This is a genomic window from Stappia sp. BW2 (assembly GCF_008107695.1).
Lineage (GTDB): Bacteria > Pseudomonadota > Alphaproteobacteria > Rhizobiales > Stappiaceae > Roseibium.
Genome location: NZ_VIRG01000070.1, coordinates 982,233 through 1,006,520 on the forward strand (window position 1 = coordinate 982,233; position 24,288 = coordinate 1,006,520).

The window sequence follows — 24,288 nt, forward strand, 5'->3', positions numbered from 1 at the left end:
CCCTGGCATTAAGGGAAAATCTGACAGCTTGCACATTGCCCTGACATCAGGGCAATGTGCTGTCACAATCATGAAACAGGAAGTCTGGTATTGGGTTCCGGATTAGTCACCGTTTCATCAGGGTCAAAACGACTGCCGTGAACTACGCTGAATTCAGTTATGCCAATCCGGAACATCCGCCGCTGAAGCGCTGGACCATCCGCACCATCGAAGGGCTCTCCGGCCGCCGGAAGCTGCTCAACATCTATGAGGTGTGGAAGGAGACGATGGTCGGCACATCCGATTACATCTGGAATGACCTTCTTGGCCTTATCAATCTCAACGTTTCGGTTGCCGATGGTGAATGGCCGCCAAAGGACCTTCCGGAAGGTCCGTTGGTGCTTATCGCCAACCATCCCTATGGCATTGGCGATGGTCTTGCGATCCTGGCGCTTGCTGAAAAGCTTGGTCGCCCGTTCAAGATCCTGATCAATAACGAGTTGCTGAAGGTGCCCGAGGTCCGGCCGTTCTCGCTGCCGGTCGATTTCGAGGAAACCAAGGAAGCCCTCAAGACCAATATGGCCACCCGCAAGGAGGCTCTGCGTCTCCTGCAGGAAGGCACGACCATCATCGTGTTTCCGGGCGGCGGTGTTGCAACGGCGGCAAAGCCTTTCGGAAAGGCCGAAGAGCTGCCGTGGAAGACCTTCACCGCGAAGATGATCCGCTCATCAAGGGCGACCGTTCTGCCACTGTATTTCGATGGGCAGAACTCTTGGCTGTTCCAGCTGGTGAGCAAATATTCTCTGACCCTTCGGCTGGCACTGCTCGTGCGCGAATTCCGCCGTATCCTCGGTTCCGTGATGACGGCGCGCGCAGGCAGGGCAATTCCGTTTGAAACGTTGGCCGGGTTTGGGGATCAGAAGGAAATCATGGATTTCCTGCAGACGAAGGTCTTGGAGATGGCGCCAGCCACACGGAGCCGGCGCTTGTTGGGCCGGCGGCAGTAATCACACTCACGCACTCAATACTGAATTGACGGCAGGCTGAGCGCCCACGGCAACTCAGTTGCTGATGCTGGACTGCTGTTGGCTTGCCAGTTCGCTGACGGAAGTGACCACTTCCACTTCCCGGTCTTCTCCCGGCTCCACCTGGAAGGTGTGCAGATAGGTGCGCCCGTTGTTGCGGGCGAGCGCTTCGTATTCACCCTCAGCCAGCACGAAGTCAGGGAAAGCGCCTGTTGCTTCCACGACGACATCGCCGCCAGGGCTCAGAACGGACCAGGTCGTGTTGGCAATGGCTTCACCGCCGCGTTCGTTGACCAGCTTGAGTGTGATGCCGGCGGCCTTGTGGAAGATCGTTGCTTCGGTGAGTTTGCCCGGCAGCACCTGGATGTCTGCGCGGACGACCGCGTTCACATCACCGTATTTGCTGACGATGTGATACATATTGGCGCCGAGACGGAGAATGGTGCCCGGTTTGATGTTGCTGGCGATGAGGTTCCGCTCGCCGCGCTGGTTGAATTCCATGCCATAGAGATCGAAGGCAACAGCCCGATCATCGAGGTCTTCACCGTCCTTGAGGGCCGCGCCGAACTTGATACCGCCCGCATTGAGCGTCACCATTTTCGACTGGACTTCCTTGCCGATGACGATGCGGTTGGTTGCCTGGGCGTAGCCATAGGCGGTGTGGATCAGATAGGTGCCCGGGTCGAGACGAAATTCCGCATCGCCGCCCTTGGACGTTGCAACCAGCTGCAGACGTCCGTCCGCATTGGTTGTCTCCGAATAGATCCGCCAGATAAGACCGTCATTCAGCGGAGGGCTGTCTGGGGTCAGCTTCGCCATCAAGTAAAGTGCGCCTTGCCGCAAACCGCCTTTGACACCGGGGGAGGAGGCTCGGGCGGGGGCATAGGGAACAAGCGTGTCGGAAAAGAGAGGTTCCGGTTCGCGGTCGAGCAGATTGATGATGGGTTCTTCAGGCTGCGTGGAGGGGGCGTTGGGATCCGGCTTTGCCAGCGGAACCGGCGGAACGTCCGATGTCTGTGCCAGCGAGGCAGGTGCTGCGCCCATAGCGATGACGGCACTCAGCATCAAGGAGACAGCGCTGCTTTTGACAGCACGCTTCCAAACCGACCGGCCAGAAAGGGGATCTGAATTCACCATGCCCACTTCGTTATCATTTTTGACTCGCAGACTTTTACCAGCCTTTTGAGGCATTCGTCACCTGAAACCGACCCTTGAGATCCGGCCCGGTTTGCCTTGTGCGCTTCGACCGGGCACAGGGAAATGACTATGTTTCTGTTTGCACTGCGATTTTCGCATTTCCATCGCAGAAAGGCCATCCGAGAAACCAAGATGACATACCCGAGATTCACCGCATTACAATGTTGTCCCTTATTGCGCCCGAAAATTGGGCAAATTCAAGACCCCGCGATCAAAGTTGACAATTACGTTCAATGAATTACGTGGATCGTACGACTGCAACAGGCGGACAGGATCTATTCATGCCAAGTAACAGCGCCGGATCGTCGGCAACTCTGGAGTTCCTAAGGCATCGGCGCTCGCACCCGTGCGTTACCATGACGGTGCCTGGACCAACCGAGGAACAGATCAACGATATTCTGACCATTGCAGCGCGCGTGCCCGACCACGGCAAGCTGGCACCCTGGCGTTTTGTGCTTTACCGGCCGGACCAGGGAGAAAAGATCGGGGTCTGGCTGGCGGATCGTTACGAAGCTCTCAACGGTCCGCTCGACAGCGAGCAGCGGCAAAAGGAATTGACCCGGTTTACCCGTGGTCCGCTGGTCATCGGTGTTCTGAGCCAGGCCGCCCAGCACCCGAAAATTCCGGTCTGGGAACAGGAGCTTTCCGCCGGAGCGGTTTGCATGAATCTGCTCACGGCTGCGGCAGCTTCGGGCTTTGCCTCGCAGTGGCTGTCAGAATGGTTTGCTTTTGACGAAGAAGCCGCCCGTTATCTGGGCGCGCGCGACGGCGAGCGGTTTGCCGGGTTCATTCATATAGGGACCCCGACACAGCCTCCTTTCGAGCGCCCACGCCCCAACCTTGCCGACATTGTTTCCACCTGGACAGAGACCGACTGACCCATGTTTTACGAAACGGAAAAAAACGACCACGGCCTGCCGCATAATCCGTTCAAGGCGATTGTCGCCCCGCGCCCGATCGGCTGGATTTCCAGCCTGGATGCGGACGGAAAAGCCAATCTGGCGCCCTACAGCTTCTTCAATGCTGTGTGCGATACCCCGCCAATCGTCATGTTCTCCTCGAGCGGATACAAGGACAGCGTTTCCAATATCGATGCGACCGGCGAGTTCGTCTGCAATATGGCCAACCTCGGCCTGAAGGATGAGATGAACCAGTCTTCCGCGGGCGTTGAACACGGTGTGTCCGAGTTCGATCTGGCGGGCCTGGAGACCGCAGCCTCGCACCTGGTGAAAGCCCCACGGGTGGCAAAGGCCGTCACTGCACTGGAGTGCAAGCACCTTCAGACGCTGCGGCTGAAGACACTGACTGGAAGCGAAACGGACAATTACGTTGTTTTCGGCCAGGTTGTGGGTGTCCACATTGACGACAGCATTCTCGTTGACGGAATGGTGGATGTGACGCTTTACAAGCCGTTGTCTCGTCTGGGCTACATGGACTATGCGTCGGTGAACGAGGTGTTCCAGATGGGGCGGCCCAAGGCCTGACGCCGGTTCATATGATTGCAGCTATTTGAGGCGCCGGCTGTGTCGGCGCCTTTTTTCCGACTTGCCGACTCACGGAATTCGGCGTTATTTGAATAAAGTAGTCGAATTTTTCCTGGCGTGTTTTTCCAAAGGAAATGGCCGGTCGCCGCTTGGCTGTCCACATTACCGGCTTTCGGCATAAGTAGATCTATCCAGGCCCAAAAGAAAAAAGACCCGCCTGTAGTTGCCTAGATCACCGCCTGTGTGTTGTTAAGGTTTTGTTAACCTTTTGAGCGTGAAAGTTAACGCTGAAGGTTAACGAAGTGATAATTTGGTTCCGTCGAGGAGACAGGGTCATGCGAGTTGCTGACACCGCCTCGATCGCGTCTAGGATCGAGCTTGCGTTTCAGTCTGCCAGTACATCAACGGGTACGTCATTCGACTATCTGGTCAAGACAGCTGCGCGAGAATCGTCATTCAACCCCACGGCAAAGGCCAGGACATCCAGCGCCACCGGGTTGTTCCAATTCATTGAATCCACCTGGCTGGAAACAATGAAGGAAGCTGGTCCGAAACACGGTCTTGATAAATACTCTGATCAGATTCAACGATCCAGAAACGGAAAGTTCTATGTGAGCGACCCGCAAATGCGGCGGGAAATTCTCGAGCTGCGCAAGGACCCGGAAATCTCTTCGATGATGGCTGGGGCGCTTACACAGAAAAACGCCCAGTATCTGGAGCGCAGAATCGGGCGCGCTCCAACCGATGGCGAGCTCTATATGGCTCATTTTCTCGGAGCAAATGGGGCCAGCAGACTGATTGGGGCCGCCGATGCCAACCCTGACATGCGTGCCGACAAGATTTTTTCCTCTCAAGCCCGCGCCAACAAGCCGATCTTCTATCATTCCAATGGCAAAGCCCGGTCGATGCAGGAAGTCTACGAGGTCATCGTTTCCAAACATGACGCCGTGACAATGATTGCGCAGGCCAGCACCAACAAGAACCTGCGGACCTCCGGCGAGCTTAGACAGGTTGCGACCCTTCCCAATGCAAAGCCTGCGGAAGGTGCCGCGACGATCAATCAGAGATCCTTCGATCATCTGGCAGGAGACCCGGCAGCGGCCTTTGCCATGCGATCCAAGCCCGCGGGGCCAGGGCAGATTGCCAGGGCCGACTCGGCCGGGCCCCAGTTGCCACAGGAAGAGCTGTTTCAGCTGGCGAAGGCCGATGTGCCGTTGCCAGAGCGGGCCGTGAACGAGAGTGTAACCTCAACGGCGAGCGCCGCCTTTCTGGAAGAGACCACCGGGGCGGTAACGTCGAATCGTCCGGTTCCGCAAAACACGCGTGAGACTGCTGGCGACGGCAAGAATTTCGACGCGGGCGACAGAGTTCTGTCCGCTTTCCAGGCGACGGAAACGGCCAGCCCCTTTGAAGCTCTTTTCCGCAATGATGAGGCTTCGAACCAGGCTGGCGTCAATCCGCGATTCGCATCCGCCTTTGCGGCGGTGGAAGAGGCCGCCCGTTACAGCGCCCTGTCCGGAGCTTCCAACCAGGTTCAGGCGCAGGAACTGGCGTTGGTGAATCAGGGTGGACCGCTGGATCTGACACGTTTCCTCCGCCAGAAAGCCGAAGAAGAGCAAAAGGACCTGTTACCTCCGGCCTGAGGCCGGAGAACCTGGCAAAATTATGGTGAACCGATCGTTAAGCCTTTGGTGTCAGACTAACACTCGACACTTGGGAAGATTGTTTTACCGCCATGAATGCATACGACTTTCACCCTCTGAACGAAGTTGACGAGCGATCCTTGGATATACGGGCCGCGCAAGAATTCGCGGACCGTTATTTGGCAGCCGAACCGGGCAGCCAGGAACAGATCAGCATGGCAGCAGCCCTGACCATCCTTCTCGACGATCCCAGCCGCGGCGTCCGCAAGGCGATAGCGAACATGCTCGCGTCGTGTAGCTATGCTCCCGGTCATGTGGTGCGTTGCCTTGCAAGCGATGTAGACGAAGTGGCTTTGCCGGTTCTGAAAAACTCCCCCATTCTGACAGACGTTGAGCTGGTCGACCTACTTGCCGAAGGCAGCGATGCTGTTCAATGCGCCATTGCCTCGCGCGAGGGACTGCCGGCTTCGGTGTGCGCCGCGATTTGTGAGGTTGGCTGCGAGCAGGCCTGCAGGCAGCTTCTGGAAAACAGGAGTGCGCGTATTCTGCAGTCTTCGCTTCTGCGTATCGCGCAAAGGTTCGAAGACCGGCCGGATCTATGCGACCAGCTTCTGAAAACCCGGGATCTGCCGCTGACCACGCGTTACCAGTTGCTGATGCGGCTCGCGCAGAACCTTGACGATCATCCGATCGTTCTGGAGCGGGTTCCGGAAAACCAGCGCCACACCTTCCTGAGCGATGCGGAAGACAAGGTCGTTCTGCGGCTCGCTCTGGAAGCCGGTGCGGATGATCTGCCGGAGTTCGTCGAGCATCTGCGTCTCAACGGAAAGCTGACCACAAGGTTGTTGCTGCGCGCCGTCTGCTGTGGCCGGTTACGGTTTTTCGCTGCAGCGCTTGCCAACCTGGGCCAGGTGCCGCTGCCGAGGCTGTGCAAGCTTCTGGTGACGGTTCGCCGGTCGGCGCTGCAAGCCATGCTCCGCAAGGCTGGTCTGCCTCTGCGCGCGCACCAGGCCTTCCTTCTGGCGATCGATATCGCCCGGCAGGCGGATGCCGATTTCACCTACGACCTGGCGCTGGACGAAGCCCGGATGCTGACGGAAACGCTGTTGTCCGAAATGCAGGACGGTGCCTTGGGGGCGGACGAAGACGTTGCCGCGTTCCTGCGCCGCTTCGCCATCGATGTTGCCCGCCTGGAAGCACGGCTACTCGTCAAGAACAGCGGGTTACGGGTGACAGCGGCCGCTTGAGCCGCTTTTGCGATCCGGCAACAGCAAATGTCTGCCTATGTTCGAAGGCGCACTTGTTTTCGGGCAGCGACCACGGACAGGTGTTAGGCTGTATGTAAGCTGACACCCCAACCGTTCGAAGCCGTCTATAAAGACGGCGCCGGGGGATGTGCCTATCCGCAAAACGCTCCACGCCGCACCGGGGTCTTGTTTCAGATCGCGGGCTTGCCGGAACAACGCAGCTTTAAGCGTTCAAAAAATCTAGCTTCAGCCGAGCGATTAAAGCCAATGGCAGTTCAATATCCAACTGGCCTTCGAGCTTTTGCAAGCAAGCTTTCTGCCGCAGGGGTGCGTCAATGTCTGTCGTCCGACACCGGGCACCATCCCGATGATCTTGTTGCCATAAACGGTCGGACTTTTCGGGCAACTATCGGCGGTTTTGGTGGTTGTGCTCGACTTCTTGCTGTTGCCAGAAGGGTCAGGCTTTCTGGTTGCAACACAGCGGCCGTTCTTTAGTTCCTGGTTCCGTCCACAGGTCAGCGGGCAAACGCGTCCGGTTGATTTCTTGAGTTGATCCAGAATGGCGGGGCTCGGGTCGAGTGAGGCAAGATCAATGCCCGCTTCATGCCCGTAGGTCCTCAACGCCCGACGGCTTTTGTTACCCCAGTCTCCGTCAACACGGCCAACGGAACAGCCGACCCGGTTGAGCTCGGTCTGCAGAGCCGTTGCCAGTTCCTCAGGCGAGAGCGGTGTTACCGGCGCTGGGGAGACGCTTGCCGGTGTTTCGTCGGGTGTCAGCGCAGCAACGGTGATTTCGTCAGCCGGCTTGGTTGCCGTTCTTTCAGTTGAGGTGTTCGCCGCCGAAGCGATGGTCTGGGCTTCTGCCTGTGCCTTGGCTTGGGCCTTTCGGCGCTCTTCGGCTTCGGCCTGGCGTTTGATCGACTCGATTTTCAGCCGGGCAAGGTCGGCATAGATCCCCTTGGGATACCGGGTGATGTAGCTTTCAAACATCTCCGGCCGGTTCGAGTTCTGGATCGTCTGCCAGTAGGTGATCTCGGCCGTCGTATCCGGCTTGGCCTGCTGGGCCTTGTCACGCTCCGCTTTCGCATTGATTTCGTCGATCCGGATCCGCGCGATATCAGCGAACTGACCTTCCGGGTAGCGAGACAGATAGGTCTCGAAATAAGCGGCATTCTGACCGGACTTGATGCTGTCCCAATAGGTCAGCTCAATCTGCGGGTTGATCGTCGGTTTCTTTTCTTCCGGCGGTTCGACAACTTCCACGGCTTTCAGGATGACTTCACCTGTCAGCGAGGAATTGTCCCAGGGGACCTGCTGTCCCTTGGTGGCTTCCAGGACGTCCCGACGCACCATCACAAGGTCGCGGGTAACGTCCTGCCCGGGCGTGCCCAGATGTTTGATCAGGGCAGATGTGAACGGGCTGTTTTTGCCGTCGCCATCAAGCGCGACATTTCCCGGCTGCGTGGCAAAGGAAATGAGGGAGCCAACCCCGGATCCGATCTTCGCAAGGCCTCTGCCAACAGCGCTTGATCGCGTTCCCATGGACCGGGCAAGGTTCTCTGTGAAGGGATTGTTCCGGCACGCATCCAGAAAGACCAGATTTACCTTCGTGCTCTGCTCCATGGCATTCAACACGAGGTTTGCTGGCAGCGTTTCGAAATCCAGGTCGAGATGGGTATCGAGCTGGGCGTCGACTGGGACAAGATAGTTCTCGCCATTTACCTGAATGCCATGACCTGCATAGAAGAACAGGGCAAGATCAGCCTTGTCGAGCTTCTTGATGAAGGCGCGCACGGTCTGGCGCATGTCCCTGAGGCTGAGGTCAAGGCCTGTCACCACATCGAACCCAAGATCCTTGAGCTTTTCCGACATGCCCTGTGCATCGTTATAGGGGTTCTTCAACTCCGCGACGTTGGCGTAGCCCGAGTTGCCTATCACGAGGGCTACTCTTCGTTCGGCTTGTGCGGAATTCAAAGACAGCAATAAAAGAAAAAAGACATAGAAAAAATGTTTCACGGCCAATCTCCAAGAATAACCGGAATGCTATGTCTGGCTGAATTCTGTGTCAATCAACTGTTTGACGTTGCTGCAGGAACGCCGTTTGAGAACCGGTCTTGCGAGACGTCAGGTTTCGTCCGGTTGCGGCGGGAACTGTGCAAGATATTCTTCCGTTACCCCTTGCAGGGTTTTCAGCAGTTCGACACCGGTCTTGTTGGCTTCGTCCTTTGCGCCTTCGGCCACCATGGCACGAATGGCCTCAACGTAGCGTTCGACAAGAGACAGGGGCAGCTTGTCGGGGGAGGGCACGGTTTCGATCAGGTGGCAGAAACTGGCAGCTGCCTGACCGACCAGCGGAAAGCCGAGTGTCAGGGCCTGGCCCTTGATGTTATGCGCGGCCTGAAACAGGCTGGCCAAGGTTTCGTCGTTCAATCCTTCGGTCCGAACGGCTTCCCAGGCGCGGAGCAGGGTGGCGCTTTCGTTGTCCATCCATGTTCCGAAGTGGGATGACAAGCGTGCCAGCGCCGCTTCCGCAGCCTTGACCGGATCGAACTTCTTCGCCTCGCGGGGCGTCAATTCCCGAACCTTGCTGCGCAAGTCCGATGGCGGGGACAAGATTTCATATTCCTGGTCCTTGGCAGTGTCGGCCATGACGGCAAATGTCCTCTATATCCTGGCTTGGTCTGGCATTGAGTGCGCCCAAGAGCATGTCTTGAGCACCGTTTGCCAGAGCCTGCGCCCCGCAGTATCGACAATCATGCTTAACAGTATGTTTCCGTAAGGATGTCCTGACCCTAATAGCGGAACATTTCTGTGAGGATGCGCTCGTCCCAGCCGTGATCGGAATCGAACATGATCACGCCTTCCGCCTCCGGCGCCTCACGCACGGCGACATGGGTGACATTGCGGATTTCTGTGTGGTCCGCCGATGCACTGACCGGGCGCTTGAAGGGATCGAGAATCTCGATGTCGACCTTTGCACCGTTGGGCAGGATCGCGCCGCGCCAGCGCCGTGGCCGGAAAGCGCTGATCGGGGTGAGCGCGAGCAGCTGGGCGGTGATCGGCAGGATCGGCCCATGTGCAGAAAGATTGTAGGCGGTGCTTCCGGCGGGAGTGGCGACAATGATGCCGTCGCAAACAAGCTCTTCCAGCCGGACGCGGCCGTCGACGGATACGCGCAGCCGGGCGGCCTGCGATGTCTGACGCAGCAAAGAAACCTCATTGATGGCCAGCGCATGATGAATGTCGTTTGCGGTTGTCGCCGTCATTTCCAGGGGACGGATGGTCGTGATGTCGGCCAGGGCAAGTCGGTCCTTCAGATCGAATTCCTTGTATTCGTTCATCAGGAAGCCGACGGAGCCGCGGTTCATGCCGTAGATCGGCTTGCCGCTGCCCATATGCCTGTGAAGCGTTTGCAGCATCAGGCCATCGCCACCGAGCGCCACGATGACATCAGCCTCGGCCACCGGAACATTGCCGTATCGGACGGACAGGTCTTCCCGTGCCTTGAGCGCTTCCTCCGTGTCGCTGGCTACAAAGGCAAGCTTCTCGGTGGAAACCGGACGGAAGTGTTCGGCACTGGAAGGAGGCACTGATTGGTACATGAGCCGGGGAGTCTTTGCGTCTGACAGTCTGCCGGCCGGAACCTGCTGGCATTGCGAAAAGGCATCCGACCGAACTTACGGAAGTAGCACCATAACCGGGCGACAGGCTGAGGTGCAGAGAAAATTTGTTTTTTCCGTCCGGATAGTGTTTGCGCGGCGGACGGGCATCAGTCGTGCGCATCTACAGATGGTCTGAGGGGCGGGGCCTCAGGTGGGCTTTGTGCTGGACAGTGCGGGTCTGCCAGAAGGTCCTGCCATCCGTAGAAAGGCACGATGGCTGAGCGGAGATCATCGATCCTGGCAGACATGATACCAGCCACCCGGAGCCCGTTCGGGGTTGCGACCAGAAGGGGCCCGCCAGACGCGCCTGCTTCCGAAGCGCAATCCGTCACCCAACTGTCCTCCGTGGTGCCCAGCACGCGACAGGCAGGCACAACAGTGGGCAGGAAACGGCGGCTCCGGCGATAGCCGGCGGATTGAAATCTTGTCTCCCTGGTCAGGATCGCCGCTTCTTCCAGAGCGAGAACCGGAACGGGCTGCAAGGTGCTTGGTTCTTTCAGTACGATGACGGCGACGTCCTTGTGAATGTCCTGCAGCTTGGGTTTTTGAGCAGGTTCGTAGCCCTGTGCGATGAGCACGCAAGCAGGAACCAGACGGGCAGAGTATTCGTCCCGGCGAACACCGGCGATGAACAGGAGGTCGTCAACCGGCAACGGTCTGCCTGTCGATTTGTTGTAAAGGCAATGGGCGGCGGTGAGCACGAGATCGGGCGCGATCAGCGTACCGGTGCACATGGTTGTCGACTTGAACCCGGCGAAGTTGACACGGCCGATGGATGTCCAGGGAGCCTCCGTCGAGTCGATGACCTTTAGTTCGGCTGCCGTCGCGGATGCAGCCTTGAAACAAAGCAGGGCGAGTGCGGTGAGGGCGATAGCGCGTAGTGCTATCCGTCCCGCAAATCTAAAAGGTCGATTGTTTTGCATCGCCGCCTGCATGCTCCAACACCCTCCTCAAGGGCTCATCTTGGCGCTTGGAGCTTAATGCGGACCTAAGCGGACTGGCGAAAGGCCGGGCTATTCCCGGTAGTAGTCCCAGACCAGGGAGCGGGCCAACGTTTCGTCGTTGTGGCACATTCTGGCTCCCAGCAGCGCATTGAGGTTGGCAATAACCTGTTCCGGATATTGCGCGGCCTCGTTGACCGGAGCACCCTGCGTGGAGGCCGCCTTCATCAGAATATTCGGCAATCCGGAAAAATGCACGAATTGCCAGTCCCGGCCAAGGCGGCACAGCGCTGCGGGTGAACCCTCATGGGCAGATGCCGGGAATTCGCCGGGCCATTTCTTCAGAAACTGCCGGTAGTCGAATTCCCACATGGCGGCATCCCGCCAGGAGAGAGGAGTTTGGCCGGAAAGATACGGTATCAAGCTTGCGCCGTCGGGGGCGTGTTCAGGGGCAATGTCCAGCAGATCCAGCAGGGTGGGAAAGATGTCGGTGGAGGATGTGAAAGCAGTGACCCGGGTCGCGCTGGTCTTTCCCGGTGGGCGGATCATCAGGGGGATGTGATAGCTTTCACGGTAAATTCCGCCTTTGCCAAGCATCCAGTGGTCGCCCATCATTTCCGCATGATCGGACGTGAAAATGATCAGCGTGTTGTCGAGGGCTTCCAGCGCCTGAAAGATCCGGCCAAGCTGAGCATCCACTTCGGTAATCATGCCGTAATAGAGCGCACGAAGCCGTTTCAGATCGCGCGGCGTCAAATCGCGCACGAGGTCTTTGGTGCCGGGCAGATGGGAGGCGAGCTGCTGATAATCCTGCAAGGCCGCCACCAGGGGGTGAAATGCAGCTTCTTCGGCTGCGGTCGGCGCACCTGAAAAGCCGGGACCGTCCTCCGGATCATACAGGGTGTGATAGGGGGCAGGAACCGCGATAGGCGGATGCGGGCGCAGGAAGGAGACATGCGCCATCCACGGCCGGTCTTCCTCCTGTTCACCGAGCCATGTGAGGAAAGCATTCGTCAGGAAGGCGGTCTGGGTTTCATCCCTGGAGTATCTGGCCGACCGGAGGCTGACCTTTTCCCCGTCCTCTGGTTCCACATGATGGATGGTGGGGAAACCGGCCGGATCGTGGCCGCGTGCCGCCATCCAGGAAAGCCATTGCTTTTCATCCTCGGCAAGAGGCTGATGAACCTGGAAGCCGGGCAGAATGCCTTCGTAGGTCGACAGGACAGGATCGTTCGGATGATGCTGGCGCGGATCCGGCGCGGTGTCGGTGTAGCCAAACAGTGTCGGCGAATACCCGGCCCGGCGGGCCGCGCGGGCGATGTTGTCGAACCGGTCATCCAGTGGCGCGCCATTCCAGACGACCCGGTGGTTCATCTGATAAAGCCCTGTGTAGAGCGATGCCCGCGCAGGCGAGCAGGAGGCCGTTGCCGCGTAGTGCTGCTCGAAGACGGTTGCGGTTTCGGCGAAGGCATCCAGGTTCGGCGTCTGCACAACCGGGTGACCAACGGTGCCAAGGCAATCGCCCCGCCATTGGTCCGCAGTGATCAGCAGGATGTTCGGACGCGTCATACAGCTTCCAGTTTCTCGATCAGGGCGGGCAGATCCGCGACCGTATCGATCACATAATCCGCACCGGCTTTCCTGAGCTGTACCGTGGCATGCTGGCGCAGTGCGTCAACCTCATCTTCTGAAAGGGCAGCAAGGTCTTCCGGTGTCTTGCCGGCATAATTGCCGGACAAGGCAAGCCCGACTGTCAGGCAGCCTGCTGCGACGCCTTCGGCGATGCCGGGTTCGGTGTCATCCACCTTGATCACCGCGCTTGGCGGATAGGCGACCAGATCGACAAAGCACTTATACATGCCGAGAGGGCCGGGGCGGCCTTCCGGCAGGTCGTCGGCACACACAAGGTTGTCCGGTTCATAGCCCTGTTCGGCAGCTTTTGGCAGCACGCGTTCCATGATCGAGCGTGTGTAGCCTGTGGTCGAGCCGATTTTCATGCCCTTGGCGCGAAGCGACCTGACCACATCGGTGGCTCCGGGTACCAGATCGGAGAAATCGGCAACGACGTCCTCGTTCATCGGCACGAAAATCTTGTAGACCTTGTCGACATCGGCATCCGTGGGCGCATGGCCGTATTTGGCGGTCCATTGGGCGCTGATGTCCGGATCGTCCATCATGGAGCGGATATGGTCCCATTTGGGTTTGCCCATCGGGCCACGTGCCTGGTTTATGGTTGCCTTGATGCCGAATGTCTCGAACGCTTTTACGAAGACACCCATGGGGGCAAAGGAGCCGAAATCGATCATGGTGCCGGCCCAGTCGAAGACCACGGCTTTGAATTTGCTCATCTTGGTTCCTTACGCATAGAGAACGGCAATTGTTTCCTCGCCAATGGCGAAGGCGGTTGAAGCGCCGCAACCGGCCGTCACGACGACAATGCGGGTGGCGCTGTCCGGCGCATCGGTAAAGCGCCAACGGTCGGAGGCGGAGGCATAGGTGCCGATCCAGGTTTCCGAAATCTCATAGGGTCCAAGATCCAGGACAGTTTCCATCTCATGCAGGATTAAATCGTTCACGATCTTATCGGTAAACGGGTCAGGCGTGGCGCTGTAGTGATGGCTGTCACCAACGACGAGGCTGCCGTCTTCGGACTGGACGACAATCAGATGAATCCCGTTCTCTCGATGGTCGGCCATCTCCCGGTCCAGCCTGGTTTTCAAGGGAGTTGCCTCGGGGAGTTCAGCATAGCCAAGGTACCGGGCAAGGCCGAGGTCGGACATGACGGCGGTGCCAAGGTCGATGCGTTTGTGCGGGGCTACGCGCAACATCTGCAGTTTGCAGCGTGTGACTTCATAAGCGGAGATCCGGTCCGAAAAAAGCGTCGTGCCATCGTCGCCGGGGCAGACTATCACGGCCTCCGCGTGCACGGTTCCGCGGGAGGTTTCCAGTTTAGGCGTTTCGACGGAATTGACGCTTGTCTGCCAAAGAAAGTCGACCGCATGTGCCTCTTCCAGCCAGTTGGCAATCCGGGGCAGGGCATCCTTGGATTCCACCCTCACTTCCAGAGGGGAATAGAGGGCGCAGGTGATCTTGTCCTGTCGCAACCGTGGAACCTTGAGCGCAGCTTCGGTCGCCGTCAGGCGCTGGCAGTCCGCTCCCATTTCGGTCTTCAGAAACGCTTCGATGACGGCTTCGGATTCCGGAAGCCTTGCGGTCATCGTCAGGCCTTCATGCAACAGCGGAATGCGAGCAGCTTCTGCAACTTCCGCCCACACTTGACGACTGCGGGCCGCTTTCTGCCAGCAATCGCCCGCCTGCTGACCTGTCACGGTCACGAAGCCGAAATTGCGGATGGATGCGCCGTTGGCCTGTTTGTCGCGATCAATGACAACCACCTTCATGCCGCGCCTGACCGCTGCAAGTGCGTGTGCAAGTCCGACGATTCCGGCGCCAACGATCGCAAGGTCATAGGATCTCTGTTTCATGCAGAAGGTCTCTGGAATTGTGTTGGAGACGTTTGAAAATCAGCGCCACGCTTTCATCGCGGGCGATGGAGGCGATACCGGCGCCAAGTTTTGAAAGCGTCGGGGCAAGTAACCACGGGAGCTGCTAAAGGTCTATCAAGGGTGTGATTGTATAGCTTTTAATTATGGATTGATGGGTGACTTCAACCTGTCATGAAGTGGGCAAACCGTCGCGAAAGGCCTCTATGGCTGCCACCTTGTCCATGTCCTTTTGCCAGACCGCAAAATGGTTCGCGTCGAGGTTCGCATCTTCAATGGGTACACCGACACAGCCGTCTCGCTCACTGATTTCCGCTTCCAGCGCGACGCCGATACCCGAACCGGATCTGACCAGTGTTGCTATTGATCCCCAGGAGCCGAGAGCAAGTGCGGTCATTGGCCTTATCCCGGCAAGCGTGGCCGCAGCTTCGAAAAGTCTGCGGGTTCCGGAACTTCCTTCGCGTTGAAGGAGGGGAAGCTCGGCAACGTCTTTCCAGGAAGCATTCTCCTGCTTCGTCAACGGGTGCTCTGGAGGAACTGCCAGAACAACGCGCGTCTTCAGGATCAATTCCCCTTTGAGGCCTGCCGGAATTTCGCGGCCGGTGATGAAGCCGATATCGAGAGAGCCTGTTTCGATCAGGTCAACGATGTCCTGGCTTGCGAGGGCGCGGGCTTCGATCGCGATTGTCGGGTGGTTTGCCATGAAGGACGAGATGATCGGGATGGCGAGCTGATATGTGGAATAGCCGATCCTGAGTTCACCGGCGGCAAGGGCGCGGTGGTGGGAGAGCTCTGTTTCCAGATCGCCGGCCAATGCCAGCAAGGCCCTGATACGTGGCAAGAGAGCTGCAAGAGCCGGGGTTGCGGAGACGGAATAGCCGCTTTTTACCAGCAACTTTGTCTTGAAGCGGCTTTCCAGACCCTGAATGTGATTGGAGATAGACGGCTGTGAAACGCCGAGTTCCTTCGCCGCTTCCGTGAAGCTCCCGGTGCGCACCACAGCTTCCAACGCACGCAGCTGCGCCAGACTCAGGTTACCTACGGTGCGCGCCGGTTCCTTCTTCACCAGGCTTCAGGCCGCGATCTTGGCGACAGGTGCGCGGCAGACCCCCGTCTGTTCCAGGTGGTGAGCAACACGAAGCGCGAGGTCCTCGCGCCAGGCAGGGGCGATGACCTGAACGCCGATGGGTAATTTTGCACCTTCCAGCCAGATGGGAACCGTTACTGCGGGAAGGCCGATAAAGGAGATTGGCTGGGTGAACAGACCGATGTTGGGCCGGGCCGGCATTGTTTCACCACCGATGGTGAAGGTCTTGGTGCCGGAGGCAAGGGCAGGGAAGGGTGTTGCGGGTGCCAGAAGGACGTCCACGTTTTCGAAGATCTTGCGGAAGAGGTCGCGGAACCAGCTGCGGAAGCGCTGGGCCTTCTGGACCCAGATGGCCGGCACCATCGTGCCCGCCAGAAAGCGGTCACGCGTTTCCGGGTCGAAATCCCGGGGCCGTTCCAGGATGCGGTTGAGATGCAAGGTGGAGCCTTCGGCGGCCGTGATGACATAGGCGGCAGCCCGGGCGCGGGCGGCTTCCGGAATGTCGATCTCAAGGCTGGCGCCAAGTGCCCGCGCAACAAGATCAACGGCATTTAGGGCATCGGGAAGGGCTTTCTCGCGAAAGTATCCGCCGGCGACCGCAATGCGCAGCGGCCCGATGTCCTCTGCAAGCCGGGCATGGGTTTCAATTTCCGGATGGTCCGTCTGGGCCGGATCAGCCGGGTCATGGCCCTGAAGGACGTCAAAGATCAGGGCCAGGTCCTCGGCCGAGCGGGTCAGCGGACCGAGATGGTCCAGGCTGCCAACAAAAGGATAGGTTCCCGCGCGGCTAAGGCGTCCGTAAGTCGGCTTCAGGCCGAACAGGCCGCAGAACGAGGCCGGTACGCGAATGGAACCGTTGGTGTCGGACCCCATGGCAAGCGGCACCATGCCGGCGGCGGTTGCCGCCGCAGAACCGGAGGACGAGCCACCAGTCATGTAGCCGGTATCGTGAGGGTTGCGGCAGATGCCGTCGTGCGCGTTTTCGCCTGTGAAATCATAGGCGTATTCGCCCATGTGCGTTGCACCGACCAGGATTGCTCCAGCCTCCTTCAGTTTGCGCACCAGTGTTGCGTCGGTGGTGGCGGGCGGGTTTTCGCGGCTGATCTTCGCACCGGCGCGCGTGGTCAGGCCTTCTACATCGTAAAGGTTCTTGACTGCATAGGGCACACCAGCAAGCGGCAGGCTGCGGCCCTCCGCGACTGCGTCATCGACGGCGCGCGCTTCAAGAAGGGCACGTTCGCCCAGAACGTCGGTAAAGGCATTGACCCTGGGGTTGAGGCTTTCTATCGCCTGGAGCGACGCGTAGGCAGCTTCCAGAGCCTTCATGTCACCACTGTTGACGGCAGCGGCTGTCTGAGCCGCGGTGAGGCTGTTCAATTCCTTGGTTTCATGGCTCATGGGACAAAGACCGGCGCGGCTTCGGCGTGATCCTCCAGCGGGAAATCCAGTACCGCTTCGGCAGCTTTTTCGATTGCGGCAATATGCATTTCCACGACAGGACGCCAGTCTTCCTCGATCGCCAGACCCAGCATCTTTTCCATGTGGGCTACATGTGCCTTGGGCTCAAACGTGTCCGCCATCCCGCTGTCCTCCATCCCGAATTTTGCTGAACGCATCTTTCAAAGGCTACAGGGCGCTGTCCAGAGAAGATTTTGCCTTTTGTCATTTGAGCTTCCCCGGGGTGTGGACTCATAAATGAAGATGAAATGGTTTTAGGCGGATTGGTCTTCGTAAAGGCGCGGAAGGGTGGGAAATGTGGCTCATTTTCAAGCTTCCGCAACCCTGAGAAGGACCAATCCGGTCGAGGCCGAAGGACATGAAAATGGCTTCACCGCGTGTCGTCAGCCTGCTTGACCGGGCAGAAAGCCCGCTCCGCGCACACCTCCTGACGCGGTTTCGCCAGGTCTCATGCCGTTTCGTCTTCATTTATGGGTCCACACCCTTGGCCATGTTTCACAAGGACGGGGATCGGTTTGAAAGCACATATTGCTGTTGTTGCAGTGCGGCATTTGTGTTGCATAAAAACTAGCCCTGCGCATAATGGCGCCATGAGCGGCGGGCTTTCCATTCTGGTTATTGATGACAACAAGATCCGTGCCTCGATCATCGAGCAGGGATTGCGCGATGCCGGGCACGACAAAGTCATTGTCGTGCACCAGATGGAAGGACTGGTTCGCCAGATTTCAGACATCAATCCGGATGTGATTGTGATCGATCTGGAGAACCCGAATCGAGATCAGCTTGAGCACATGTTCCAGGTATCGCGGGCGGTGCGGCGACCGATTGCGATGTTCGTCGACAAGTCGGACAGTAATTCCATCGAGGCGGCCGTCGATGCAGGCGTATCGGCTTACATCGTCGACGGACTGAAGCGGGAACGGGTCAAATCGATCCTGGACATGGCGATCAGCCGGTTCCGCGCGTTTTCCAGGCTGACGGAGGAGCTGGAGGAAGTGCGCTCTGAACTTGCTGACCGGAAGACCATCGACCGTGCCAAAGGCATTCTCATGAAATCCAAGGGGCTCAGCGAACAGGAGGCCTATGACCTTCTGCGCCGAACGGCGATGAACCAGAGTCGTAAAATCATCGATGTGGCACAGAGCCTTGTGATCGCCAGCGGATTGCTGGGAGACTGACGCGATGACAACAACAGCGACCGGACGGGGAGAAACGGCCAACCAGAGGACTGCAGGATCATGAATACGAACCTCAAGCCTGTCATCGCAGGATTTATTCCGCTTCTGGATAGTGCCGTCATCGTGGCAGCTGCCGAGTTCGGCTTTGCAGAACAGGAAGGCATTGCGCTCAAGCTGATCCGGGAGACATCCTGGGCCAACATCCGCGACCGGATTTCCGTTGGCCATTTCGATGTTGCCCATATGCTCGCGCCGATGCCGATTGCCTCCAGCCTCAACCTGACCAGTCTTGCCGTGCCCATGCTTGCCCCCATGCTTCTGGGGCTCGGGGGCAACGCGATTACCGTGTCCAACGTCCTTTGGGCCGATATGGCGGCTGCGGGCGCCGATCCCGAAGGCGATCCTGCATCCACGGGCGCTGCGCTTGCGCGCGTGATCGCCGGAAAGCAGAAGGCTGGTGCGCCGCCGCTTCATTTTGGTGTCGTGCACCCGTTTTCAGGCCATGCCTACGAATTGCGCTATTGGCTTGCCGCCGCCGGGGTCGATCCGGACCGGGATGCGGAGATCACGGTGCTTGCGCCACAGGTCATGGCGGACGCCTTGGCTGAAGGCCAACTTGACGGCTATTGCGTCGGTGAGCCCTGGAACACGGCCGCCGTCGTGGCGGGAACGGGGCGAATTGCCACTTACAAACAGGCGATCTGGCCGGACAGTCCGGAAAAAGTACTTGGCGTCACACGCAAATGGGCCGAAGCCAATCCGGAAACGCTGGCCGCGCTGATGCGGGCCTTTTCGGCTGCTGCCGACTGGTGCGCCGATCCGAAGAACAATGTGGAGCTGGCAGAGGTGCTGGCAAGGTCCGATCTTCTGGCCTGTCCCACTGAAATCTGCCTTGCGGCTCTGTCTGGCCGGATCAGGCTGGATCCGCAGTCAGTCAAGGATGTTCCGGACTTTCTCACCTTCTCCGGCGGCGTCAAGGCAGCGCCTATGCCGGTTTATGGCAAATGGTTCTACGAGCAGATGGTGCGTTGGGGGCAGGTGGAACCGTCGGAGCAGGCGGAAAAGGAAGTTGAAAAGGTGTTTTCGCCGACCGTCTATCTTGAAGCGCTGGGTCTGACCGGGGTGGCGACAGACGCAACCATAGAGATGTTTGACGACGCTCGTTCCTGAACGTCGAAGCAGACGAACTGGAGCAATCCAGGTGAGGTTGCGATGCACAAAAAACACTCAGTTGCCTGCATGCTTCGCTGACCAAATATGCACCTTGTGCAGGTGGTCAAATTTTCCTGATATCATAAGTCCTTGAAAACAAGGGAAGAAGCCGTTTTTCTGAAACTGGCACAGATCGTGCTTTTAAGGGGGTAGGGCCGACGTTGGCCCACCAAATATCGCACCCACTGCTGGGTGCACAGGCAAAGCCGCCGATCTGAATCGCATGGGACCTCCTCCCCTCGTGCGGTTCGGTCGGCGGCTTTTTTTTGTTCCTGTGCCCGGCTGAAGACGGCGCAGGACGAACGAGGGACAGGACGCGACAATGAAGAAGACCCTTACTATCACCCGCCGGACCGCACTTGGTGCCCTGATGGCTGCGACGGCTCTGGTGTCCGCTTCCAGTGCTTATGCCGAGATGCTGGATGTCGAAAAGGACGAGCTCACGTTCGGCTTCATCAAGCTGACAGACATGGCGCCGCTCGCCGTTGCCTATGAGCTTGGCTACTTCGAGGATGAAGGCCTCTTTGTCACGCTGGAGCCGCAGGCCAACTGGAAGGTTCTGCTCGACAGGGTGATCACCGGCGAACTGGACGGTGCACACATGCTGGCAGGCCAGCCGCTGGCTGCCACCATCGGCTTCGGCACCAAGGCACATATCGTGACGCCGTTCTCCATGGATCTGAACGGCAACGGCATCACCGTTTCCAACGAAATCTTCGAGATGATGAAGCCGCACCTGGAAATGCAGGAAGACGGCAAACCGGTTCACCCGATCAAGGCTTCGGCACTGAAGCCGGTTGTCGACCAGTTCAAGTCCGAGGGCAAGCCGTTCAACATGGGCATGGTCTTCCCGGTTTCCACCCATAACTACGAGCTGCGCTACTGGCTGGCGTCGGGCGATATCAATCCGGGCTTTTATTCCAAGTCCGATATTTCCGGCCAGATTCAGGCCGATGCGCTCTTGTCCGTGACGCCGCCTCCGCAGATGCCGTCAACGCTGGAAGCAGGCACCATCTATGGCTATTGCGTCGGCGAGCCCTGGAACCAGCAGGCTGTCTTCAAGGGCATCGGCGTCCCGGTCATCACCGATTACGAGATCTGGAAGAACAATCCGGAAAAGGTGTTCGGTCTGACGCAGGAATTTACCGAAGAATATCCGAACACAACGCTTGCTCTCACCAAGGCGCTGATCCGCGCAGCCAAGTGGCTTGACGAGAACGACAATGCAAACCGCATGGAAGCCGTCGAGATCCTGTCCCGTTCGGAATATGTCGGTGCGGACGCGGAAGTGATCGCCAACTCCATGACCGGCACCTTCGAATATGAGAAGGGCGACAAGCGCGACGTTCCCGACTTCAATGTCTTCTACCGCTACTACGCCACCTATCCCTTCTATTCCGATGCCGTCTGGTACCTGACCCAGATGCGCCGCTGGGGCCAGATTGCCGAGTACAAGCCGGACAGCTGGTACGACGAAGTTGCGCGGTCTGTCTATCGCCCGGACATCTATCTGAAAGCCGCGGAAATGCTGGTCGAGGAAGGGTATGTGGCCAAGGAAGACTTCCCGTGGGAAACGGATGGCTACCGTGCTCCGACCCCCGCGGCGGACATCATCGACGGCATTCCCTACGACGGCAAACAGCCGAACGCCTACATCGACAGCCTTCCGATTGGCCTGAAGGGCAAGCAGGTGGTCGACGGCAATCAGGTTGTTGGCGGCTGATAACTCCCCCCAACTGGAGCGGCGGTCGAGCAGCCCCGCCGCTCCCTCTTTCTCATTCGGAACGAACCGACAGACTTCGAACAAGGATCGCCATCATGGCCAATGCCGATACCGCAGGCAGTCAGGATCTTGCCCGCGCCGCGCGACGGGAAAAACTCTTCACACGGATCAACAAGGCCGCCGGCTGGCTGGATGCACTGGGCCTGTCCTGGACCGTGCCTCTCCTGAAGATTGCCGCGGGCGACAACCCCAAGGAACAGTTGGGGGAGCTCAAACGTGTCCTCGTGATCCCGCTGCTGGGCATCATTGCCTTTCTCGTCCTCTGGGGGGCGTTGGCGCCGCAGGTGCAGACGTCGCTTGGCGCCGTTCCCGGACCTGCAGCGGTCTGGTCCCAGGCGGTCAACCTCTGGGACGATCATGTGCGCGAGCGTGAAAAGGCGGCTGCTTTCTACGAGCGCCAGGATAAGCGTAACGCCAAATACGAAGCCGAAGGCAAGACCGACAAGATCAAGTTTCGTGACTATACCGGCAAGCCGACCTACCTCGACCAGATCGGCACGTCGCTGAAGACTGTCGGCCTCGGCTTCCTGATCGCAACGCTGATCTCCGTGCCGCTCGGCATTGCTTCGGGCCTGTCGCGCTCCTTCAACGGGGCGATCAACCCGCTGATCCAGATCTTCAAGCCGGTGTCGCCGCTGGCCTGGTTGCCGATCGTCACGATGATCGTGTCGGCGACATATGCCAACCCGGTCGACTGGCTGTCGAAATCCCTCCTGATTTCCGCCGTCACCGTGACCCTTTGCTCCATGTGGCCGACACTGATCAACACCGCGCTGGGTGTCGCCTCGGTCGACAAGGACCTGATGAATGTTGGCCGTGTTCTGCAACTGCCGACCTGGAAGACCGTTACCAAGCTGGTTCTGCCGTCTTCTCTGCCGCTGATCTTCACCGGGTTGCGCCTGTCGCTGGGCGTGGGCTGGATGGTTCTGATTGCCGCGGAAATGCTGGCCCAGAACCCGGGTCTTGGAAAATTCGTCTGGGACGAATTCCAGAATGGCTCCTCCCAGTCGCTCGCCAAGATCATGGTCGCGGTTCTGACCATCGGCATCATCGGCTTCATGCTGGACCGGCTGATGTTCGCTTTGCAGCGCGCCTTCACATTCTCGGCCAATCGCTAAGGAGACGGATATGTCCTTTCTGGAAATCTCCGGCGTCTCCAAAAGCTACGGCCAAGGCGCTGACCGCACCCAGGTGCTGGATGACATCAACCTGAAGGTGGAAGAGGGTGAGTTCATTGCCATTGTCGGCTTTTCCGGCACGGGCAAGACCACGCTGATCTCTCTGCTGGCGGGTCTGATCGAGCCGGACAAGGGCGGCATCATCTTCAAGAACAAGGAAATCGACGGCCCGCATCCGGATCGCGGCGTGGTGTTCCAGTCCTATTCGCTGATGCCCTGGCTCACGGTGTTCGGCAATGTGGCACTGGCCGTCGACAGTGTTTTCAGGAAGAAGAGCTCGGCCGAGCGCAAGGCGATCTGCGACAAATACATCGAGATGGTCGGCCTGGGGCATGCCAGGGACCGCAAGCCGTCGGAGCTTTCCGGCGGCATGCGCCAACGGGTGGCCGTGGCGCGGGCCCTTGCCATGCAGCCCGAGCTTCTGCTGCTGGACGAGCCGCTGTCGGCGCTCGATGCCCTGACGCGCGCAAAACTTCAGGACGAATTCGCCGCGATCTGCGACGAGGAAAAGAAGACCATCGTTCTCATCACCAATGACGTCGATGAAGCGATCCTTCTGGCGGACCGGATCATTCCGTTGAAGCCCGGCACACCGGCAACGCTTGGTCCGGAGTTCAAGGTGTCGTTTCAGCGGCCGCGAGACAGAGGCGAACTCAATCACGACGACGACTTCATTCGGCTGCGGGCCGAGGTCACCGCATATCTGATGGAAGCAGGGTCTGAGCGCGGGGCGGATCTGGAGCGGGAAATCGTCCTGCCGAACATCGTTCCGATCACCCAGCGGCCCAAGCCTGCGGACAAGCTTCCGGTGGCCTATGAGCGGGCATCGGAATCCGCGGTTCAGGACCGTTATCTCGACTTCTCGCAGTTGAAGAAGGTCTATCCGACCCCAAAGGGGCCGCTGACGGTTGTCGACGGCTTCGACCTGAAGATGAAGAAGGGCGAGTTCATCACCCTGATCGGTCACTCGGGGTGCGGCAAGTCGACGGTCCTGTCGATGGTGGCCGGGCTCAACAAGATCACCGAAGGTGCCATCGTTCTCGATGGCACCCATGTAACCCAGGCCGGTCCAGACCGGGCAGTCGTCTTCCAGGCGCCAAGCCTGATGCCCTGGCTGACAGCCTACGAGAATGTCGAACTGGGCGTCGACAAGGTCTATCCGGATGCGTCCAAGTCCGAAAAGCGCGATGTGATCGAATATTACCTCGCCAAGGTCGGCCTGTCGGACGCAATGCACAAGGCTGCGTCCGAGCTTTCCAACGGTATGAAGCAGCGTGTCGGTATCGCACGGGCCTTTGCCCTGTCACCGAAGCTTCTGCTTCTGGATGAGCCGTTCGGCATGCTCGACAGCCTGACCCGCTGGGAGCTGCAGGACGTGCTGATGGACGTCTGGAAGCGCACCCAGGTGACGGCCGTCTGCGTCACGCACGATGTCGATGAGGCCATCCTGCTGGCCGACCGTGTGGTGATGATGTCAAACGGGCCGAACGCCCGTATCGGCAACATCATGGAAGTGGATCTGCCGCGACCACGCTCGCGCAAGGAGCTGCTCGCCCATGCGGATTACTACGCCTACCGCGAGGAGCTTCTGGACTTCCTGGAAGCCTATGAGGGCGGTGCGGATCCCAGTGAAGACCAATTGAAATCCATTCAGGAAAAACGAGCCAAACGGATGGCCCGTCAATCTGCGGCGGCCGAAGCAGCCGAATGA

21 protein-coding genes are annotated in these 24,288 nt (G+C 58.8%); 10 read left to right on the forward strand and 11 right to left on the reverse strand.

Annotated features, from left to right (window positions below; all coding sequences use genetic code 11):
* Positions 1-137: 137 nt before the first annotated feature.
* Positions 138-986 carry a lysophospholipid acyltransferase family protein gene (locus FMN63_RS23485; RefSeq protein ID WP_148586553.1) on the forward strand — a complete coding sequence of 283 codons (849 nt, stop codon included), beginning with the start codon at positions 138-140 and terminating at the stop codon, positions 984-986.
* Between the two features lie 54 nt (positions 987-1,040).
* Here FMN63_RS23485 and FMN63_RS23490 read toward each other — a convergent pair whose 3' ends face one another.
* The gene (locus FMN63_RS23490; RefSeq protein ID WP_148586554.1) at positions 1,041-2,069 is read right to left on the reverse strand and encodes an RgsD C-terminal domain-containing protein; all 1,029 of its coding nucleotides are present in this window, start codon (positions 2,067-2,069) and stop codon (positions 1,041-1,043) included.
* A gap of 488 nt (positions 2,070-2,557) precedes the next feature.
* Here FMN63_RS23490 and FMN63_RS23495 point away from each other — a divergent pair, with 488 nt between their 5' ends.
* The 4 genes from FMN63_RS23495 (at position 2,558) to FMN63_RS23510 (ending at position 6,575) form a co-directional block, all read left to right on the forward strand.
* Complete coding sequence (locus FMN63_RS23495) at positions 2,558-3,079, forward strand: nitroreductase family protein (protein WP_286192781.1); 522 nt, start codon at positions 2,558-2,560, stop codon at positions 3,077-3,079.
* A 3-nt stretch (positions 3,080-3,082) separates the two neighbouring features.
* Complete coding sequence (locus FMN63_RS23500; protein WP_148586556.1) at positions 3,083-3,685, forward strand: flavin reductase family protein; 603 nt, start codon at positions 3,083-3,085, stop codon at positions 3,683-3,685.
* Positions 3,686-4,020: 335 nt separating this feature from the next.
* Entirely contained in the window at positions 4,021-5,328 is a 1,308-nt protein-coding gene (locus FMN63_RS23505; RefSeq protein WP_148586557.1) for a transglycosylase SLT domain-containing protein, read from the forward strand.
* Positions 5,329-5,507: 179 nt separating this feature from the next.
* A complete protein-coding gene (locus tag FMN63_RS23510) occupies positions 5,508-6,575 on the forward strand; it encodes a DUF2336 domain-containing protein (RefSeq protein ID WP_209001284.1) in 1,068 nt (355 codons plus the stop codon).
* Positions 6,576-6,833: 258 nt separating this feature from the next.
* Here the strand turns inward: FMN63_RS23510 and FMN63_RS23515 are convergent, their stop codons facing one another.
* The 10 genes from FMN63_RS23515 to FMN63_RS23560 all read right to left on the reverse strand — a co-directional run bounded on the left by FMN63_RS23515 (position 6,834) and on the right by FMN63_RS23560 (position 17,348).
* Positions 6,834-8,591 carry a caspase family protein gene (locus tag FMN63_RS23515; protein WP_286192746.1) on the reverse strand — a complete coding sequence of 586 codons (1,758 nt, stop codon included), beginning with the start codon at positions 8,589-8,591 and terminating at the stop codon, positions 6,834-6,836.
* Between the two features lie 108 nt (positions 8,592-8,699).
* Positions 8,700-9,224, reverse strand: a complete 525-nt coding sequence (locus FMN63_RS23520; protein WP_148586559.1) for an Hpt domain-containing protein — start codon at positions 9,222-9,224, stop codon at positions 8,700-8,702.
* 143 nt (positions 9,225-9,367) lie between these two features.
* The gene (locus FMN63_RS23525) at positions 9,368-10,177 is read right to left on the reverse strand and encodes an NAD kinase (protein ID WP_148586560.1); all 810 of its coding nucleotides are present in this window, start codon (positions 10,175-10,177) and stop codon (positions 9,368-9,370) included.
* A gap of 167 nt (positions 10,178-10,344) precedes the next feature.
* Positions 10,345-11,160: a trypsin-like serine peptidase gene (locus FMN63_RS23530; protein WP_209001286.1), complete on the reverse strand. Its 816-nt coding sequence runs from the start codon at positions 11,158-11,160 to the stop codon at positions 10,345-10,347.
* Between the two features lie 90 nt (positions 11,161-11,250).
* Positions 11,251-12,747, reverse strand: coding sequence for a sulfatase-like hydrolase/transferase (locus FMN63_RS23535; RefSeq protein ID WP_148586562.1), 1,497 nt, complete (start codon positions 12,745-12,747; stop codon positions 11,251-11,253).
* Entirely contained in the window at positions 12,744-13,526 is a 783-nt protein-coding gene (phnX, locus tag FMN63_RS23540; RefSeq protein ID WP_148586563.1) for a phosphonoacetaldehyde hydrolase, read from the reverse strand. Before phnX ends, FMN63_RS23535 begins: the two co-directional genes overlap by 4 nt.
* Before the next feature lie 9 nt (positions 13,527-13,535).
* Positions 13,536-14,663, reverse strand: coding sequence for a TIGR03364 family FAD-dependent oxidoreductase (locus tag FMN63_RS23545; RefSeq protein WP_148586564.1), 1,128 nt, complete (start codon positions 14,661-14,663; stop codon positions 13,536-13,538).
* Positions 14,664-14,853: 190 nt separating this feature from the next.
* The gene (locus FMN63_RS23550) at positions 14,854-15,747 is read right to left on the reverse strand and encodes a LysR family transcriptional regulator (RefSeq protein ID WP_148586565.1); all 894 of its coding nucleotides are present in this window, start codon (positions 15,745-15,747) and stop codon (positions 14,854-14,856) included.
* Positions 15,748-15,753: 6 nt separating this feature from the next.
* Positions 15,754-17,166 (reverse strand): AtzE family amidohydrolase, encoded by a 1,413-nt coding sequence (locus FMN63_RS23555; RefSeq protein ID WP_148586566.1) that lies wholly within the window; start codon positions 17,164-17,166, stop codon positions 15,754-15,756.
* Positions 17,163-17,348, reverse strand: a complete 186-nt coding sequence (locus FMN63_RS23560; protein ID WP_205514256.1) for a DUF4089 domain-containing protein — start codon at positions 17,346-17,348, stop codon at positions 17,163-17,165. Before FMN63_RS23560 ends, FMN63_RS23555 begins: the two co-directional genes overlap by 4 nt.
* 468 nt (positions 17,349-17,816) lie before the next feature.
* On the opposite strand from FMN63_RS23560, the gene FMN63_RS23565 reads away from it, so the two are divergent.
* The 5 genes from FMN63_RS23565 (at position 17,817) to FMN63_RS23585 (ending at position 24,288) form a co-directional block, all read left to right on the forward strand.
* Positions 17,817-18,404, forward strand: a complete 588-nt coding sequence (locus FMN63_RS23565; RefSeq protein ID WP_148586567.1) for an ANTAR domain-containing response regulator — start codon at positions 17,817-17,819, stop codon at positions 18,402-18,404.
* A gap of 60 nt (positions 18,405-18,464) precedes the next feature.
* On the forward strand, positions 18,465-19,574 hold the full coding sequence (locus tag FMN63_RS23570) for a CmpA/NrtA family ABC transporter substrate-binding protein (RefSeq protein ID WP_148586568.1): 1,110 nt from the start codon (positions 18,465-18,467) through the stop codon (positions 19,572-19,574).
* Between the two features lie 364 nt (positions 19,575-19,938).
* Positions 19,939-21,339: a CmpA/NrtA family ABC transporter substrate-binding protein gene (locus tag FMN63_RS23575; RefSeq protein ID WP_148586569.1), complete on the forward strand. Its 1,401-nt coding sequence runs from the start codon at positions 19,939-19,941 to the stop codon at positions 21,337-21,339.
* Positions 21,340-21,434: 95 nt separating this feature from the next.
* Entirely contained in the window at positions 21,435-22,517 is a 1,083-nt protein-coding gene (locus FMN63_RS23580) for an ABC transporter permease (protein WP_148586570.1), read from the forward strand.
* Positions 22,518-22,527: 10 nt separating this feature from the next.
* Positions 22,528-24,288: an ABC transporter ATP-binding protein gene (locus FMN63_RS23585; RefSeq protein ID WP_148586571.1), complete on the forward strand. Its 1,761-nt coding sequence runs from the start codon at positions 22,528-22,530 to the stop codon at positions 24,286-24,288.